The 15666-nt window shown below is 64.9% G+C and carries 18 protein-coding genes; 14 read left to right on the top strand and 4 right to left on the bottom strand.

What is annotated here, in order from left to right; genetic code table 11:
- Positions 1 to 252 precede the first annotated feature (252 nt).
- The 5 genes from AUL38_RS05115 to AUL38_RS05095 all read left to right on the top strand — a co-directional run bounded on the left by AUL38_RS05115 (position 253) and on the right by AUL38_RS05095 (position 4856).
- A complete protein-coding gene (locus tag AUL38_RS05115) occupies positions 253 to 1179 on the top strand; it encodes an amino acid ABC transporter permease (RefSeq protein WP_201023685.1) in 927 nt (308 codons plus the stop codon).
- Positions 1176 to 1967 carry an amino acid ABC transporter ATP-binding protein gene (locus AUL38_RS05110; RefSeq protein WP_059059705.1) on the top strand — a complete coding sequence of 264 codons (792 nt, stop codon included), beginning with the start codon at positions 1176 to 1178 and terminating at the stop codon, positions 1965 to 1967. Before AUL38_RS05115 ends, AUL38_RS05110 begins: the two co-directional genes overlap by 4 nt.
- A gap of 79 nt (positions 1968 to 2046) precedes the next feature.
- On the top strand, positions 2047 to 2958 hold the full coding sequence (locus tag AUL38_RS05105; protein WP_059059703.1) for an ABC transporter substrate-binding protein: 912 nt from the start codon (positions 2047 to 2049) through the stop codon (positions 2956 to 2958).
- Complete coding sequence (locus tag AUL38_RS05100; protein ID WP_059059701.1) at positions 2955 to 3887, top strand: acetamidase/formamidase family protein; 933 nt, start codon at positions 2955 to 2957, stop codon at positions 3885 to 3887. Before AUL38_RS05105 ends, AUL38_RS05100 begins: the two co-directional genes overlap by 4 nt.
- Before the next feature lie 15 nt (positions 3888 to 3902).
- On the top strand, positions 3903 to 4856 hold the full coding sequence (locus AUL38_RS05095) for a phosphotriesterase (RefSeq protein WP_059059699.1): 954 nt from the start codon (positions 3903 to 3905) through the stop codon (positions 4854 to 4856).
- Positions 4857 to 4936: 80 nt separating this feature from the next.
- Here the strand turns inward: AUL38_RS05095 and AUL38_RS05090 are convergent, their stop codons facing one another.
- On the bottom strand, positions 4937 to 5299 hold the full coding sequence (locus AUL38_RS05090) for a DUF3592 domain-containing protein (RefSeq protein WP_059059697.1): 363 nt from the start codon (positions 5297 to 5299) through the stop codon (positions 4937 to 4939).
- 415 nt (positions 5300 to 5714) lie between these two features.
- On the opposite strand from AUL38_RS05090, the gene AUL38_RS17865 reads away from it, so the two are divergent.
- Positions 5715 to 5846 carry a hypothetical protein gene (locus AUL38_RS17865; protein ID WP_255355597.1) on the top strand — a complete coding sequence of 44 codons (132 nt, stop codon included), beginning with the start codon at positions 5715 to 5717 and terminating at the stop codon, positions 5844 to 5846.
- Positions 5847 to 5952: 106 nt separating this feature from the next.
- A complete protein-coding gene (nhaA, locus tag AUL38_RS05085) occupies positions 5953 to 7284 on the top strand; it encodes a Na+/H+ antiporter NhaA (protein ID WP_059059695.1) in 1332 nt (443 codons plus the stop codon).
- 37 nt (positions 7285 to 7321) lie between these two features.
- On the opposite strand, the gene AUL38_RS05080 is transcribed toward nhaA, so the two are convergent.
- A complete protein-coding gene (locus AUL38_RS05080; protein ID WP_059059769.1) occupies positions 7322 to 7570 on the bottom strand; it encodes a helix-turn-helix transcriptional regulator in 249 nt (82 codons plus the stop codon).
- Positions 7571 to 7620: 50 nt separating this feature from the next.
- The gene (locus AUL38_RS05075; protein WP_059059693.1) at positions 7621 to 8226 is read right to left on the bottom strand and encodes an N-acetyltransferase; all 606 of its coding nucleotides are present in this window, start codon (positions 8224 to 8226) and stop codon (positions 7621 to 7623) included.
- Between the two features lie 123 nt (positions 8227 to 8349).
- On the opposite strand from AUL38_RS05075, the gene AUL38_RS05070 reads away from it, so the two are divergent.
- The 7 genes from AUL38_RS05070 (at position 8350) to AUL38_RS05040 (ending at position 14680) form a co-directional block, all read left to right on the top strand.
- Positions 8350 to 9252, top strand: a complete 903-nt coding sequence (locus tag AUL38_RS05070; protein ID WP_059059768.1) for an SMP-30/gluconolactonase/LRE family protein — start codon at positions 8350 to 8352, stop codon at positions 9250 to 9252.
- A gap of 181 nt (positions 9253 to 9433) precedes the next feature.
- A complete protein-coding gene (locus tag AUL38_RS05065; protein ID WP_059059690.1) occupies positions 9434 to 10810 on the top strand; it encodes an aldehyde dehydrogenase family protein in 1377 nt (458 codons plus the stop codon).
- 158 nt (positions 10811 to 10968) lie between these two features.
- Positions 10969 to 11472 (top strand): PH domain-containing protein, encoded by a 504-nt coding sequence (locus AUL38_RS17350; protein WP_059059688.1) that lies wholly within the window; start codon positions 10969 to 10971, stop codon positions 11470 to 11472.
- Complete coding sequence (locus AUL38_RS05055; protein WP_059059687.1) at positions 11469 to 12977, top strand: PH domain-containing protein; 1509 nt, start codon at positions 11469 to 11471, stop codon at positions 12975 to 12977. The genes AUL38_RS17350 and AUL38_RS05055 overlap by 4 nt, the downstream gene beginning before the upstream one ends.
- Positions 12978 to 13048: 71 nt before the next feature.
- On the top strand, positions 13049 to 13252 hold the full coding sequence (locus tag AUL38_RS17530) for an MFS transporter (protein ID WP_059059685.1): 204 nt from the start codon (positions 13049 to 13051) through the stop codon (positions 13250 to 13252).
- A 31-nt stretch (positions 13253 to 13283) separates the two neighbouring features.
- Positions 13284 to 13892, top strand: a complete 609-nt coding sequence (locus AUL38_RS05045; RefSeq protein ID WP_059059683.1) for a hypothetical protein — start codon at positions 13284 to 13286, stop codon at positions 13890 to 13892.
- Complete coding sequence (locus AUL38_RS05040; RefSeq protein ID WP_161937407.1) at positions 13856 to 14680, top strand: hypothetical protein; 825 nt, start codon at positions 13856 to 13858, stop codon at positions 14678 to 14680. Before AUL38_RS05045 ends, AUL38_RS05040 begins: the two co-directional genes overlap by 37 nt.
- 18 nt (positions 14681 to 14698) lie before the next feature.
- On the opposite strand, the gene AUL38_RS05035 is transcribed toward AUL38_RS05040, so the two are convergent.
- Positions 14699 to 15631, bottom strand: coding sequence for a hypothetical protein (locus AUL38_RS05035; protein WP_059059680.1), 933 nt, complete (start codon positions 15629 to 15631; stop codon positions 14699 to 14701).
- Between the last annotated feature and the right edge of the window lie 35 nt (positions 15632 to 15666).

The raw sequence follows: 15666 nt of genomic DNA, 5'->3' as shown, positions 1-15666 counted from the left end.
CAAGATGTAGCGATGTTAAAAACAAATTGAAGCGAACTCTGTGTAATGCGCGCTGTTTTTGGAGTCAAAACGTAGTCGTGGCCTGTGTTTTTGTGACCAGATTCAAATCGAGATTCAAATTACTTGTAGAACTACTGAATTTCATTTACAGTGAATCCATCGACATTGCGAAGGCCTGAGGAAATCCTCTGGACAACGCAGGTGCGTCAACGTAGACGAAGCCCGGGCCGGGCTTGACCGAAAGGTGGCCGATTGAAAACCACATCCCCTCCCCAAGCTCCAGCCCCGGCTGGAACCGCACGGGACATCACCCCGTTAGAGATCGTCCCCCTGAAACGCTACGGGCGAATGGTCATCGCGGCCGTCGCCGTGCTGCTTGTCGGCGGCCTGGTGTTCGCCCTCGTCACGAGCAAGAACCTTGACTGGAGCGTGGTCGGCCAGTACCTCTTCGCGCCGGTCATCATCGAGGGCGTCATCCTCACCGTGCAGCTCACGGTGCTCGCAGTGATTATCGGCATTGTGCTCGGCATTGTGCTCGCGCTCATGAAACTCTCCGACAACCGCGTGCTCACCGTGCTCGCCGACCTGTACCTCTGGTTCTTCCGGGGCACGCCGCAGCTGATCCAGTTGATCTTCTGGTTCAACCTCGCGTTCCTCTTCCCCACCATCAGCTTGGGGTTTGTGAGCTGGGACACCAATGCGCTCATCACTCCGTTCATTGCTGCCCTCATCGGACTGAGCCTGAACGAGGGTGCTTACATGGCCGAGATTATCCGCGGCGGCATCCTCGGCGTGCCCAAGGGGCAGCGCGAGGCAGCAGTCGCACTCGGCTTCACGCCGCTGCAGATGATGACCAAGATCATTCTCCCGCAGACGATGCGCATGGTGATCCCGCCAACCGGCAACCAAGCCATCGCGATGCTGAAAGTCACCTCGCTCGTGTCGGTGATCTCGGCTCGCGACCTGCTTACGAACGCGCAGATGATCTACTCACGCAACTACTACGTGATCGAGCTGCTCATTGTCGCAGCAGCCTGGTACTTGCTGCTCACCACGATCGCCACTCTGCTGCAGAACCAGCTCGAAAAGAAGTACGCAGGGCGGAGCGGCAACACCGCCAGCCGCGGAACAAACCGGGGCCTGTTGAGGCGCCTTACCCAGATGGGAGCACAACGATGAACGCGACAGAGCGATCGGAAGTGGCCGAGCGGCCAATGGTGCAGGCCGTAGAGGTGCGCAAGAGCTTCGGCGGTAACGAGGTACTCCGCGGCGTGAGCATCGACGTGCAGCCCGGAACGGTGACCGCGCTCATCGGTCCGTCTGGATCGGGCAAGAGCACGTTTCTGCGATGCATCAACGACCTCGAAACATTCGACTCGGGCGATATCCTCGTTGACGGCGAGCGCGTCGCGTACCGGCGCGAGGGCACGAAAGCGTACGAGCTGAAGCCGAGGATCGTCGCAAAGCGGCGCGCGAAACTCGGAATGGTGTTCCAGGGGTTCAACCTGTTTGGGCACCTCACCGTGCTCGAGAACATCATGATTGCCCCCGTCCAGGTGCTCAAGCAGGACAAGAAGGTCGTCGAGCAGCGCGCTCTCGAACTACTGCGCAAGGTCGGCCTATCGGACAAGCGCGATGCCTACCCTGATTCGCTGTCGGGCGGCCAACAGCAGCGGGTCGCCATCGCGAGGGCCCTCGCGATGGAACCGACGCTCATGCTCTTCGACGAGCCGACCTCAGCGCTCGACCCCGAGACCGTCGGCGAGGTGCTCGAGGTCATGCGCACGCTCGCCAGCGAGGGCATGACGATGATCGTTGTCACCCACGAAATTGGGTTCGCGCGCGAGGTCTGCGATCAGGTCGCTTTCCTTGAAGACGGTGTCATCCAGGAGATCGGCCCGCCCGAACAGGTGCTTGATAACCCCACGCACGAACGAACCCAGCGCTTCTTGAGCCGCGTCATCTGACGCGTGATTACCGCGCCCCGCACAACTGAACCTTCCCAACGGCGGGATGGCTCGCAACCCTCACGAGAAAGAACACATCATGCAACGAAACGCCACCTACCTGAAAGTAGCCATCCCGGCGCTGATGGTCGCAAGCCTGACGCTCTCGGCCTGTGCGCCGGCGGGTGCCCCCGCAGCAGAAGAGTCGGCACCGGTTGACTCCGCGGCGGTCGTCGACGAGATTCGACAGCTGCTGCCCGAGGAAATCCTCAGCAAGAACACCATCAAGGTCGTGACCGACCCGTCGCAGGCACCGTACGAGTTCACTGACGACGACGACAACATTGTCGGCATTAACCCGGATCTCGCCGCGGAGGTCGCGGCCGTGCTCGGCGTCGAACTCGAGTGGTCGCGCTCCGACTTTGGGGGCCTCATCACCGGCGTCGCAACCAAACGCTACGACATGATGAGCGAAGCAATGTGGGACACGGAACAGCGCCGCGAGCAGATCGACTTTGTCGACAACCTCGTGTCCGCGAACAACATCGTTGTCTCCAAGGGCAACCCGCTCGGGATCAAGGACCTGCCCGACCTCTGCGGCAAGAACGTCTCCACCCTTGAGGGCAGCATGATGGTGGAGCTTTTTGAAGAGTTCCAGCCCGAGTGCGACGGCAACCCGATCAACGTGCTCATCGCACCGACAACAGCCGACCAGCTGCTGTGGCTGTCGACCGGCCGCGCCGTCGCGACGATCGCGAACCCCATCGTCACCGAGTTCGGCATCGAGCAGGGCACCGCCCGCGACATCGAAGTGGTTCCCGGCGAGGGCTACCTCAGCAACAATTACGGCTGGGCCTTCCACAAAGACAACGTCGAGCTTCGCGACGCCATCGCCGCCGCCATTCAGCACCTCATTGACAACGGCGCCTACGACGACGTGATGGACAAGTGGAATGTCTCCGACAACAGCCGCCTCACCCAGGTCGAGATCAACAGCGAGATCGTGCAGTGACCGCGGATACGCAGGAGCTCGGTCCCTTCGGACGGATGTACGAGCTGACCCCGGATGCCACGATGGCAGGATCGGTCGTGCCGGGTCGTGAATTCTCGGTGCACACGCTCGACTCTTCAGGCGGGCAGATCCGCACCGATGTCGATTACGGCGACCTCGACGCGAGCAAGTTCTTCCCGGTCGTCGGCCCGGTCGAGGTCGTCGGGGTAGAGCGGGGTGACGTTGTCGAGATCGAGATTCTCGATATGCGCCTCGACCCCGTCGCGTACACCTGGACGAGGCCGGGGCTCGGGCTGCTCGGGCAGGACAGGTTCGCTGTGATGGCCGTCGATACTGAGACGCTTGAGCTCAGGCCGGGCGGCCCCGGCACTCCGGTGCTCGCCGCAGCACAGCCGAAGGCGCACGTGGGCGCGCTCGGCCTGCTCACCGACTCGGTCGAGCCGGCGCGCACGCTCGGGCACTACGGCGGCAACATTGACTTCAGCGCCGTCGGTGTCGGGGCGAAACTGTGGATCACCGCTTCCGTACCGGGCGGCGGCTTCTTCATCGGTGACGTTCACGCGACGATCGGCGACGGCGAGGTCTGCGGCACCGGAGCCGAGACCGGCGCGACGGTGTCGCTTCGACTCAACAGGCTTGCGGGGGTCGGGTCGATCCTGCCCACCGTTGAAGACGCTGACGGGCGGCTGTGGGTCATCGGCGTTGGCGCGTCGGTCGAAGAAGCACTGAAAGAAGCGACCGCCTACTGTGTGGCGCGGGTCGCCGAGCACGCCGGAGTCAGCAAGGATGAGGCGTACCTCTCCGTCGGACTGCTATTGAATGTCAAGGTGTGCCAGGTCGTGAACCCGCGAACCAGCGTTGCGGTGTCGCTCGACGGCGGACTCGACCGGGTGCTCAGGGTCGCAGGATCCGAACGAACAACCTCATAGGTGAAAGGAACCGCAGTGAACCTCAGAACAGTGCTCGGTGATGTGAGCGTTGACCGGATCGACAGGGTGTTGCCACACGAGCATCTGCTCTGCGACTTCAGCCCGGTGACGGGAGACCGCAACCACATCTTCAACAATCCTGAACTCGCTGTTCGTGAGCTTGGATACATGAACGAGGATCTCCCGCCGGCTGCTGACAGGCAGCACGCGATCGTCGAGGTGACGCTCCGAGATCTCGGCCGTGACCCCGAGGGGATGCGCCGTATTTCGCGGGAGTCTGGTCTGCACGTGGTGATGGGCACGGGGTGGTACCTCGAGCCCTACTACCCCAAGCAGGTCTATGAGGTCTCGGCTGAGCGGCACGCGGCCCAGATGATTCAGGAAATCGAGGAGGGGGTGCTCGTCGCAGACGGGACGCGGATCCGCGCTGGTGTGATCGGAGAGATCGGCACACACGGCGGGACGCTCTCGCCTGCGGAGGAACGAGTGCTGCGCGCGGCCGGGCGGGCGTCAAACGCGACGGGTGCCGCGGTCACGACGCACGCCTTCATGTACCCGACCGGGGTCGATCAGCTGAGCATTCTCGAGGAGGAGGGGGTCGATCCGCGGCGCATCGCCATTGGGCACGTTGACACCTTCCTCGATCACTCATACCTCACGGGGCTGCTCAACCGGGGCGTGTACCTGCAATTCGACACCTGCGGTCGCGAGCACCTCATGCCCGATAGCTTGCGGGTCGAGATGCTCGTGCGTCTCATCGATGAGGGGTGGGCTGATTCGCTGCTCATCTCGAGTGATCGCTGCCACATGACCGACCTGAAGATTCGTGGCGGGCTCGGCTACTCGTGGGCCGTTGCGGGCTTCTGCGACCTGCTTCGTGCGGCGGGGCTGGCTGAGCCCGTGGTGGATCAACTCACCAGGGAGAACCCGCTGCGGTTGCTGACCGGGGTGCACTCCGCGAACCGCTAGCAGACGCACACGTTGCCGTTGGTGCCGCCCGTGGTTCAGGGGTAGCACCAACGGTGCACTGCGAGCGGGCGGTGGCGGCCCTACCCGAGCGCAAAGCCGAGCAGCACGACACCAGCACCCGCGGCGAGCACGCCAACAACGATCAGGAACGTGCCGTTTCGGCGCAGCTGCGCCGGATGCGCATGCGTCGGATTGGTGGGGTCGTACGCGACCACGCAGGAACCGCCGTAGAGTGCACGCAGTACCTTCACTCGTGTCTGTCCGAAGCGTTCAACACCGTCTGGGGTGCGGAATCGATACTGGTGCGACGAGAACCGCAGCGCCGGGCCGATCCACTCGCCCCGCACGGTCGCCCAGTGCCTGGGAACGAGCCTGCGAACCCGGACGCCCGCGAGCACAACGAAGCCCGCAGCGATGATGAGCATGACGCACGCGATGTACAACAGGGACCTCCCTCGGGGTGCGGCAGCCCCTTCGTGGCAAACCGCAATTCTACCGGCTGCTTACGGCGTTGCCGGGCTGGCCGGTGTGTGCTCTCGACTGGGAGAGATGAGGGTCGGGGCTCAGTATTGCGGGCCAAGGGTCGCGTCGCTCATCCTCGGGGATGTCAGGCACACGCCTGAGTTCGCGAACGTCAATAACGACTTTCCCGGAGGCGAAGCGGGCGTTGCCGCTTCAGGCAAGAGAGTGACCTCGCTGACCCCGTTCACCTGAAGACCGCGTTCGGCGTTAGTGAAGATCTGCTTAGAGTGAACAGGGAGATGGTCGCGCGACTGCGGGGAACTGTTACCCGCCGAGCCGCCTCGCCAGCAGCACCCTGGCCACCGGCCGTTCACCAAGAAATGATAGGTTGGCGGAATGATGAATCGGGCCAGTGGGGCGGTGTTCGCCCCGAAAACGTGGGGAACGCTCCACACCGGCACGAACGGCTACGTCTCGACGTGGGGCGCAATGCTCTCCGGCACCATGCCTTCTCCGGCTGCCGCCTAGCCCCGGCCACCTGCTGAGATCCACCGCGCGACGCTGAACGCGCGCCATAATACCTCCTGCCCTGGCCGGGTGATGCCCCTCGCACGCATGCCATCTGGAGACCCCTGTGACCTCATCGACCCCTCGCCCCACCTTTCCCCGCTACGGGGGCTTCCCCGAAGCCCGCCGCATCACCGCCCTGCTGCGGAAGGAAACCGTCGGCGGCATCCTGCTCGTGATCGCCGCGCTCGCCGCAGTGGTCTGGGCGAACTCGCCCGCTGCTGCCAGCTACTTCGCGCTTCGCGACTTCACCGTCGGCTACGAGCCCTGGCACCTCAAACTCTCGCTGGGAGCATGGGCGGCTGACGGGCTGCTCGCGATCTTCTTCTTCCTCGTCGGTCTCGAACTCAAACGCGAGTTCATCGCCGGCGACCTGAAGCGCTTCCGTACCGCGATCGTGCCGATCGCAGCCGCGCTCGGCGGCGTCGCGGTCCCGGCGCTCGTCTACTTCTTCATTGCGGCCCAGGACGACGCGTTGCGTGACGGCTGGGCGATCCCGACTGCCACCGACATCGCCTTCGCCGTCGCCGTGCTCGCGATCATCGGCTCCCATCTGCCGCCGGCCCTCCGCATCTTCCTGCTGACACTTGCCGTCGTTGACGACCTGCTCGCGATCAGCATCATCGCCGTGTTCTACACCGACCGCATCGAGGTGCTGCCGCTCGTCCTGTCGCTCGCGGTCATCGCCCTCTACGGACTCATCGCGCAGCGCTACCGGGTATTCTTCGGCAGTCGCGCGTTCGCGGCCTGGCTGGTGCTGCTTCCCATCGGCGTCGTCGCGTGGGCGCTCATGCACGCGTCGGGCGTGCACGCGACGATTGCGGGAGTGCTGCTCGGCTTCACGATTCCGGTGCTGCATCGCCGCGCGGATCGCGACGCCCGGTCCGACCGGCCGGGCCTCGCCGAGGAATTCGAGCACCGCTTCCGTCCGCTCTCGGCGGGCTTCGCCGTGCCCGTGTTCGCGTTCTTCGCAGCTGGGGTGTCCGTCGGCGGCGTGGAGGGGATCCGCACCGCGATAACCCACCCGCTCACCCTCGCGATCGTCGCCGCACTCGTGCTCGGCAAGCCGATCGGTATCCTCGCGACGACGTGGCTCACCACGAAGCTCCTGCGCACCAAGCTCGACCCCGAGCTGCGGTGGATCGACATGATTGGCGTCGGCCTCCTCGCCGGCATCGGGTTCACCGTCTCCCTGCTCATCGCGGAGCTGAGCTTCGCGCCAGGGTCAGCCGAGGCGGACACCGCCAAGGTTGCGATCCTCACCGGCTCAGTGATCGCCGCACTCCTCGCCGCAGCCCTCCTCGCGATGCGCAACCGGCAGTACCGACGGATCGCGCTCCGCGATGCCGTCGATGAGAATGCGGATGGCATTCCCGATGTCTACCAGCGAGGGGAGTAGCGCGGAGCGGGCGCGGTCGGCCGTGAGCAGGATCCGTTCATGACGGGCCAAACAGTGAATCGATGAGCTTCGAGGCCTCTGCGTGCTCCAGATGGAATTCGTAGCCGAAGGCAGCGGACACACGGAATGCAGCCTCAAGGGAGGGAACCAGTTTTCCGGCCTCAAAGTCCTGCACCCACCGGCGGCTCATGCCAATGCGGGAAGCGAGCTCCTGTTGCGTGAGTCCGCCCCGTACCCGTTCAGACCGAGCAAAATCAGCAAAGGCCTCCGGTGATGGGACGAACATCGCGACCTCCCTGGCGAGCGCAGTAAAGTGTGCACCCGATGATGCGCGCACTATCGTGTGCATGCAAGGGCTAGCGCAGGATAGTGTGCGGGTGCTTGGTCGGATCGCCGTGAGTGTTCCCTCTCACGAAGCTGCTTCTCAGCTGAAAGCGCCCGCTCCCAGACCATGGTTGAACTCGTCACGCTGCCAGAACGGTACTCGGCAGTGGCCCCGGTGGGGCGGTAGCCGAGCGCCCGCCAGAACGGGGCAGCAGCGGTGGCATTCGACTCGACAATGTTCAGGCGAAGCCGCTCGACCCCGCCCCATTCACTGGAGCGGTGCACGACCGCATCGTGCACCGCTCGCCCGATCCCGAGCCCGCGCGAGTCACTGTGCACCAGGAGCAGGCCGATGTGCGCGGTCTGAGCCTCGGGCCAGCCGAGCAGCACATCCGCGAAGCCGAGGAGCTGGCGGCCGTCGTCGCTCCACACACCGATGCCGAGCTTGTGCTCGCGTGGAAGGCCCTCGGGCCGTGCGGTCAAGGCATCGCGCCCGGCGGACCCGGTCGGTGCGACACCTGATACCCGCAGCGAGTAGTCGGGTGCTGACTCGAGCAGTTGCTGTAGCGCTGCAACGTCGCCGCTGCGTTCGGGGTTGAGGTCTCGGACGGTGGTCATGGTGCCTGATTCTATGCTGGCGATTCGGGCTCCCAAGAACGTGTCCCGACTATCGGCGCTCCAGAAGCAGCACGTCTTGTAGCCCCTTGACGCGCACTGGGGATGCGGGGCTATGGTCGTCTCATGAGCATCAATGGCGAGTTCACTACGGTAGTTTCTGACATGTCGTTCACGGAGGGGCCGCGCTGGCGCGATGGTCGGCTCTGGTTCGCTGACTTCTATACGCACGCGATTTACTCGGTGGCTGAAGACGGTTCCGGCCTGCGCACGGAGGTCGAGGTACCGACCCAACCGTCTGGTCTGGGCTGGCTGCCCGACGGGAGGCTGCTGTACGTCTCGGCGCTCGACAACCTCGTGATGCGGCAGGAGTCAGACGGGACCACCGTCGTGCACGCGGATCTCACCGAACACTCACCCGCGCAGCTCAACGACATGATCGTCGATGCGCGAGGACGGTGCTGGATCGGGCAGTTTGGCTTCGATCTGATGAATGGCGGGGACGTCGAGTTAGCGACGTTGCTGCGTGTCGATCCTGATGGCACGGTCGTTGTTGTCGCCGAGGACCTGTGGTTCCCGAACGGCATGGTTGTGACCGGTGACGGTTCTACGCTGCTCGTCAATGAGACGTTTGGTAACCGGGTGAGCGCGTTCGACATCAACGCAGATGGCGAGCTGGGGCCTCGCCGCGACTGGGCAGTGTTCGGGCCGCTCCCGACAAGTCGAAGTGTTGGCGAGATCATGGCGCAGGGGCCAGTCGCACCGGACGGGTGCGGGCTCGATGCCGATGGCAACCTGTGGATTGCTGACGCTCTTGGCGGTCGCGCGATCCGGGTGGCCGAGGGCGGAGAGATCCTCGACACGGTCCTGCCGGGCACAGGTGTGTTCGCGTGCATGCTCGGCGGGGCGGATGGTCGCACGCTCTTTCTCAACTGTGCCCCCGACTTCGACAAGCATGCGCGGAGCGTCGTTCGCGAGGCGCAGATCCTCTCGGTCCGGGTCGATACGCCGCACGGCGGCCAGCCCTAAGCGCTCCTGCCGAGCGGAACCCAGACAGGCCTGCTCTCGGGTTGCCAGCGATAGAGTAGAACCGCTTGACCGCCGGAGTAGCCGGGCAACGGCGCCGGTTGGTGAGCAATCACACATGAGAACGGCATTTCCATTGGGTGCCGCGCAATTGCACACAGGTGCAGACAGGAAACTGATATCCATGGCGAAGTATCGAGTACAAAACCCCGCAACGGGTGAGATCATCGAGAGCTTCGAATCCGCGACCGACGCTCAGGTTGAGGAACACCTCGCCAGCTCGGACGCCGTCTTCCGCGAATGGCGAGAGCGCAGCGTGCAGGAGCGCGCGGCTGTCGTGAAGCGGGTCGCCGAGATCTTTGCGGAGCGCCGTGAGGAACTCGCAGAGATCATCGCCGTCGAGATGGGCAAGTCCATTGCCGAGAGCCTCGACGAGGTCGATTTCGCGACTGACATCATCGAGTACTACGCGGTGTACGGCCCCGGCCTCATCACGGACTATGAGATCCCGAGCACGATCCCGGGTAAGGCCATCATCGAGCAGCTGCCCGTCGGCGTGCTGCTCGGCGTCATGCCGTGGAACTTCCCGTACTACCAGGTCGCACGCTTCGCGGCGCCGAACCTGGTGCTCGGCAACACGATCCTGCTCAAGCACGCCGACATCTGTGCGAAGTCGAACCTCGTGATCCAGGAGATCATGGAGCAGGCTGGCGTGCCGGTCGGCGGCTACCAGGCTGTCTTCACCTCGCACGACCAGATCGCCACCATGATCGCGGACCCCCGCGTGCAGGGTGTCTCGCTCACCGGGTCCGAGCGCGCAGGCGCGATCATCGGCGCCCAGGCAGGCACGCACCTCAAGAAGGCCGTGCTCGAGCTCGGCGGCATCGACCCGATGGTCGTGCTCGACAGTGACAACGTCGCCGAGATCGCGAAGACCGCGTGGGAGTTCCGCACGTACAACGGCGGCCAGGTCTGCAACTCGAACAAGCGGATGATCGTCATGGCCGACATCTACGACGAGTTCGTCGCCGAGCTGAAGAAGCTCGCCACAGGCCTCACCCCGGGCGACCAGCTCAACCTCGGCGAGGGCGAGTTCGCTCCGCTCTCGACGCGTGCAGCTGCCGAGACCGTCAACGCGCAGGTGCAGCGCGCGGTCGAAGAGGGCGCGACCCTCGAGATCGGTGGAGTGCTCTCCGACGGCCCCGGCGCGCACTACTCACCAGCAGTGCTCACGGGCGTGCCCCGCGACTCGGCGTCGTACCAGGAGGAGATCTTCGGCCCCGTCGCAACCGTGTACAAGGTGCACAGCGACGAGGAGGCGCTCGAGCTCGCGAACGACTGCGCACTCGGCCTCGGCGGATCGGTGTTCTCAACCGACGAAGCACGCGCGGCGCGCGTCGCCTCCAAGCTCGAGGTCGGCATGGCGCACGTGAACATCATCGCGGCTGAGGCCGCGGAGATCCCGTTCGGCGGCGTGAAGCGCTCGGGCTTCGGCCGCGAAATGGGCCCGGTTGGCATCGGAGAGTTCGCGAATAAGCGACTCTACTTCGTGTCTGCTTAACCTCTCGGCGAGATGCTCCAGTGGGGGCGCGGGCTTCGGCCCGCGCCCCCACTGTGGCTTCTCAGCGCCAGCACCGCATACAATTCAACACAGGGCAACTGGTGTTGTGCTGCGTTGGGGTGCTGTGTACCCCAGAATGAAAAGACCGGGGTGGAACCATGGAGTCAGAACAATCGCCCCGGGACACCGCCATCGCGATTTCGGGGGAGCGCCTCCCTCGCAGAGCCCTGACGTACGCCAATGTTCAGTCGGTCGCGGCCTGTGTTGTGGTGGGCGGGGCGATTGCCCTCGTGGGGGCTCTCGTGCCCGTGGACTGGGTCGCGTTCGTAGCGTTTGCGATCCTCATCCCGCTGATCCTGGTGATGACCGCCGTCGATCTGGGCTTTCTCAACCGACTCCAGCACCGTTCCTATCGCTACACAGTGACCGCCGCCGCGGTCGAGACGAGCCGCGGAGTGCTCCTCCGGGCGCGATCGACGGTCTCGCCGATCCAAATCCTCAGCATCGACACACTCCAGGGGCCGATCCTGCGATCCTGCGGCCTCGCCGTGCTGGTGTTGCAGACCGTCGGCGGTCCGGTGAAACTCGGGCCACTGCTGCCGGAGGCGGCCGCAACGGTTCGGAACCAGGTGCTCGCGATCGCGGAAGAGACCGCGGCGTGAACGCCGACGGGTCGTGGCTGCGGGGATCCCCACGAATCCTCGTGGTCGACGCGATTCGCTTTCTCACCTCTTTCGCGGTGCTGCTCGCCGCGCTCGCGTTCTGGAATGCGCGAGGCGGGCAGTTCGCCGCGACGCTGCTCGGCCTCGCAGTGTTCGTGTATCTCCCGCTCAGGCTCGCTTGGATCGTCAGCCGCTGGCTGACGGAACGGTACCTGCTCGGGGCGGAACACATTCACGTCAGAACCGGGGTCGTGCGCAGAAACACCAGGCAGCTCGGCTGGGGATCGATCGTCACGGTCGACGAAAGCGCCGGACTGCTGCTGCGCCTCTTCCGGCTGCGGCAGCTGAGCCTGCTCCAATCAGACACCCTCGGGGGCAGCGTGCGATTCCGGGCGCTCACGCGAAGCGCGGCCGAGGCCGTTCGTGCGCGCATGCCGGGCGACGAGGGTGCCGCTGCGAAACCCGACGAAGCGCCCGCCAGCGCGCCCGTGTACCGCGCCACCTGGCGCGAGCTCTGGCTCATGAGCGTCGTAAACGGCCGGTTCGCGCTGCTGGCCGCTCCGGTGCTGCTCGGGGTGTGGAACCTCGTCGAGCGGTTCGGGATCGACACCTGGCTTGTGGCGTTCGTCGGCCAGTTTCCGCTGTGGATCGTGTCAGTCGTCGCGGTCTTGGGATTTCTGCTTGCGGGCGCACTCGCGACAGTCTCGAAGTACCAGGATTTCAGTGTCGCGTACGCGGGGCCGCGGCAGCTGGTGCTGAGCTACGGCCTGCTCGAGAAGAAGGAGCGCAAGATTGCGGTGGCGTCGATCGCGGGCGTCACGATCCGCCGCTCGCTCATCGAGCAGGTGCTGGGGCGTGCGCGGCTCGGGATCCTCACGCTGAAAGGCACGGACGAGCTCAGCGCCGGCGTAGTGCTCCCATCGCTCCCCGACCGCGTTGTTGAGGAGATCACGCGCAGCCACTTTGGTGAGTTCGCGGTGGAGCGCCCGAGAACCGCTCCCCGGATCCTTCGGGTATCGGGGCGACTCCTCGCGGCGGCCGCCGTCTTCGCGGGGCCAACCGTGCTCGCCGTCTGGCTGCTCGCGCGGGGCTTCGGGCCGCTGCTGACGGCCGCGCTCGCGCTCCTGCTGCTGTTCCTCGTGACCGCGCTGGGGCGGCTGCTCGTGTCCAGGATCGACCTCGGCCTGACGGGCGTCGTGGCCCTCCGCCACACGCTCGTGAGCGAGTTCGACACTCGCGTTCGGGCCGCCGCGATCCACTGGATCGAGAGCTCGCACCTTCGCGCATCGCCGCGGCCGTTCCACCTGACCTGTGCCTATTACGCCGGAGGACCCGGCACCTTCACCACGCTGCGCTGCGGTGCGAGTACGCTCGGCGGGATTCGCGAACGGATGGCGTTGGTGACGGAGTCGGTGGCGATGCGGCAGCGGGGCGGGATAGGGGTTGGGCGAGGCCTGGCAGGGCCTGGTGAAGAAAGGAACGGTGATCACCTTCGCACAAATTGATTAGCCCCGCTAATTGCTCGATGCTCAGGTCGTCATTGTTCCCGGCGACCAGGCACGGTGTCATAGAGGGTATGACTGCTCCTGTTGATATTCGTGCTGTCGGCGGCCGTTCGGTGCTGCCTGCGGCAGCCGTGGCGCTCGCCACCTTCCTAGTCGTGACCTCTGAGATGATGCCGGTCGGAGTGCTCACTCCGTTGGCCCGCGATCTGTCGGTGTCGACCGGGCTTGCGGGCACATCGCTCACCATCACCGGGTGTGAAGCAACGACACGTTGACAGATCTCTTCGCCACGACGATGATATTTGTATGCTCACGAGTACTTTAGAAGCCGCAACGATTCTTGGCACCAGCCGCCGCCAAGTGCAGTACGCGGTCCAGAATGGGTTGCTGGGTGCGCAGCGCATCGGGAACACACTCGCCGTGTATGAACGGGAAGTCTTCGCGCTCCGACGAATGAAGCTGACCGGGCGACGATGGAATGACGCGACGCTCGTTGCCGTGCTCGACCTGCTCTCCGGCATCCCTGTTGCAGCGGTTCAGGGCTCGCAGCTGAGCCGCCTCAAAGCTCGAGTCCGTGTGATTTCCGACGCTGAACTCGCTGGAGCAGCGCTCGCCGGTAATGTCACCCTTTATCGCGCGAGCTCAGAGCAACTGCGAACCATGCAGTCCACTCTCAGCGGTCAGACCGCCCTCGCAGGAGACGGTACTGCCGTGCTCGTCGGGAGAGACTTGGCGGCAACCGCACGCAGGCTGAGGTTGGTGGGGGACCCAGAGGGCAACGTAATCGCAGTCAACGGCAACGCAAGACATACTGCGGTACTTGAAGCCTTGTCATACACCGTCTATGGCTCCGCGCGGGAGCGATCTGCTGGTCGCGCGTGGCTCGAAGCGCAACGGACGGCATTGCTGGGCTGACGATGAGCGAGCGCACCGCACAGGACCTTCCCGAGCCGTATTCGGGGGCGTGGCTGCGGGCGCCGTGGCCGCTCCTCAGAGAAGTATCGGCAACGCTCCCACCCGCCTCGTGGACACTCGTTGGCGGATTGATGGTGCAAACTCACGCACACCTCAGCGGTCTCGCAGCAACACGTATCACCCACGACGTCGATACTGTGCTGCACCTTGAAACGGGGGCGACGAGTTTCTCTGAAGTGCACCGTTTGCTGGTTGCGCGCGGCTTCATGCTCGAGACCGAGCATCGCCACGCCTATCGTTTTGCCCGTGGCCGCGATGTCGTCGACGTGATGGCCGCGGACCGGTTCGTGGCGAGCCGTGCGCCGGTGTATCGCAGACGGCCTTTGCTGGGGATTCCGGGCAGCACCAGGGCCCTCTCGCGCACTCTGAACATCACGCTTCGAGATGCGAATGATGCCGGAGTTGGCACCTTCTCGCTGCCCTCACTTCAGGGTGCGTTCGTGCTCAAGGGGGCGGCATGCTTGGTAGATCATCGCGACTCAGCGCGCCACGTTGAAGACGGCATCACACTTCTGGCTTGCGTCACTGACGCGCGAGAGATTCGCGCCGGGCTCACGAGGCGCAGTCGTCGCCGAGTACGGGCGCTCCTGCGGGCGGTAGCGCTGGATCGGGAGCCCTGGCTCACCCAAAGCCGCGACACTCAGGATCGGGCCCGCATCAACCTCGGCGTAATGGAGGCCGCTTTCGATGTGAACGGAAATGACAATTCTTGGGTGCGGGGCAGCTAGGGTGTGGGACCGCCCGACTCACCCGACGGTGTCGACGACGAGCGGCGCGGTGAACACCTCGCCCGCGACCTGGAAATCAAGGAATAGCAGGTAGCGCCCCGGTGTAGGGGCGGTGATTTCGAAGGTGATGTGCGGTCCCGAGGTTGCGCCGGGCTGCGGGGCGTCGCCGTGCGGGTGTACGTGCAGGTAGGCGAGGTCGCCGTCGCGCAGCGCGACGAGGTGCCCGAACGCCCCCAGGTACGGTTCGAGCGCCGTGACCGGTTCGCCGTCGCGGCTCACCGTGAACTGGAGTTCGCTGCCATGGTTCGGGGTGATGGAGCCGCTCACAGTGACGTCGTAGCCGCCGACGCTGGTTTCGGTGCGCGGGGTTGCCGGGTGGAGCGCGAGTTCGCCGGGGGTCTCCGCGGCGACCTCGACCGTGGACGAGAGGGTGAGGCCTGCGCCGGTGGCGGTCGGGATGAAGTCCGCGAACGCCCGGTAGCTGCCTGGTGCGTCCCACTGCCACGGCACGGACCACGTACCTCCCGCGTCCATCGTGGGGTGCACGTGATGGAAGTGGGCACCGTCGCTGCGCGCGACGATGAGGTGCAGCTTCTTCTCGTGCTCCTCGGTGAAGTCAGTGACGGCGTCGCCGTCGGGGCCGCTGATTGTGAAGGAGAGGGTGCCGGGTTCGTTCGCGCTGCCTGGGGCGCTGACCTCGCCGATCCGGTAGCCGTCCTCTGTCTGCGCGAGGCCGAAGGTTGCCGACATGTCGTGGCCAGCGTGTGGATCGTGGCCGGCATGCGGATCGTGGCCGGCGTGCCGATCCTGAGCCGTGTGGTCCGTGTGGTCCGTGTGGTCCGTGTGGCCCGTGTGGCCCGTGTGCTCAGCGTGCGGATCGTGTGCTGCGGTTCCCGTGGTGTGCTCCTTAGATTGCGAATTGCGGTGCGGGAAGCTGGGGAGTCGCCGCACGTAACATTCATTGCAGCATACCCCGTGGGGGTATA

This window comes from Leucobacter sp. G161, assembly GCF_001482305.1.
Taxonomy (GTDB): Bacteria; Actinomycetota; Actinomycetes; order Actinomycetales; family Microbacteriaceae; genus Leucobacter.
The sequence above is the reverse complement of the archived record's forward strand: the minus strand, read 5'-3'. Positions and strand labels throughout refer to the sequence as shown.

Coding starts and splice junctions, on each gene's coding strand:
- AUL38_RS05110 (WP_059059705.1), top strand. CDS start 1,176: ATGAACGCGACAGAGCGATCGGAAGTGGCCGAGCGGCCAATGGTGCAG.
- AUL38_RS05105 (WP_059059703.1), top strand. CDS start 2,047: ATGCAACGAAACGCCACCTACCTGAAAGTAGCCATCCCGGCGCTGATG.
- AUL38_RS17865 (WP_255355597.1), top strand. CDS start 5,715: ATGATGAATCGGGCCAGTGGGGCGGTGTTCGCCCCGAAAACGTGGGGA.
- AUL38_RS05080 (WP_059059769.1), bottom strand. CDS start 7,570: ATGTTCGTCCCATCACCGGAGGCCTTTGCTGATTTTGCTCGGTCTGAA.
- AUL38_RS05075 (WP_059059693.1), bottom strand. CDS start 8,226: ATGACCACCGTCCGAGACCTCAACCCCGAACGCAGCGGCGACGTTGCA.
- AUL38_RS05070 (WP_059059768.1), top strand. CDS start 8,350: ATGAGCATCAATGGCGAGTTCACTACGGTAGTTTCTGACATGTCGTTC.
- AUL38_RS05065 (WP_059059690.1), top strand. CDS start 9,434: ATGGCGAAGTATCGAGTACAAAACCCCGCAACGGGTGAGATCATCGAG.
- AUL38_RS17350 (WP_059059688.1), top strand. CDS start 10,969: ATGGAGTCAGAACAATCGCCCCGGGACACCGCCATCGCGATTTCGGGG.
- AUL38_RS17530 (WP_059059685.1), top strand. CDS start 13,049: ATGACTGCTCCTGTTGATATTCGTGCTGTCGGCGGCCGTTCGGTGCTG.
- AUL38_RS05045 (WP_059059683.1), top strand. CDS start 13,284: ATGCTCACGAGTACTTTAGAAGCCGCAACGATTCTTGGCACCAGCCGC.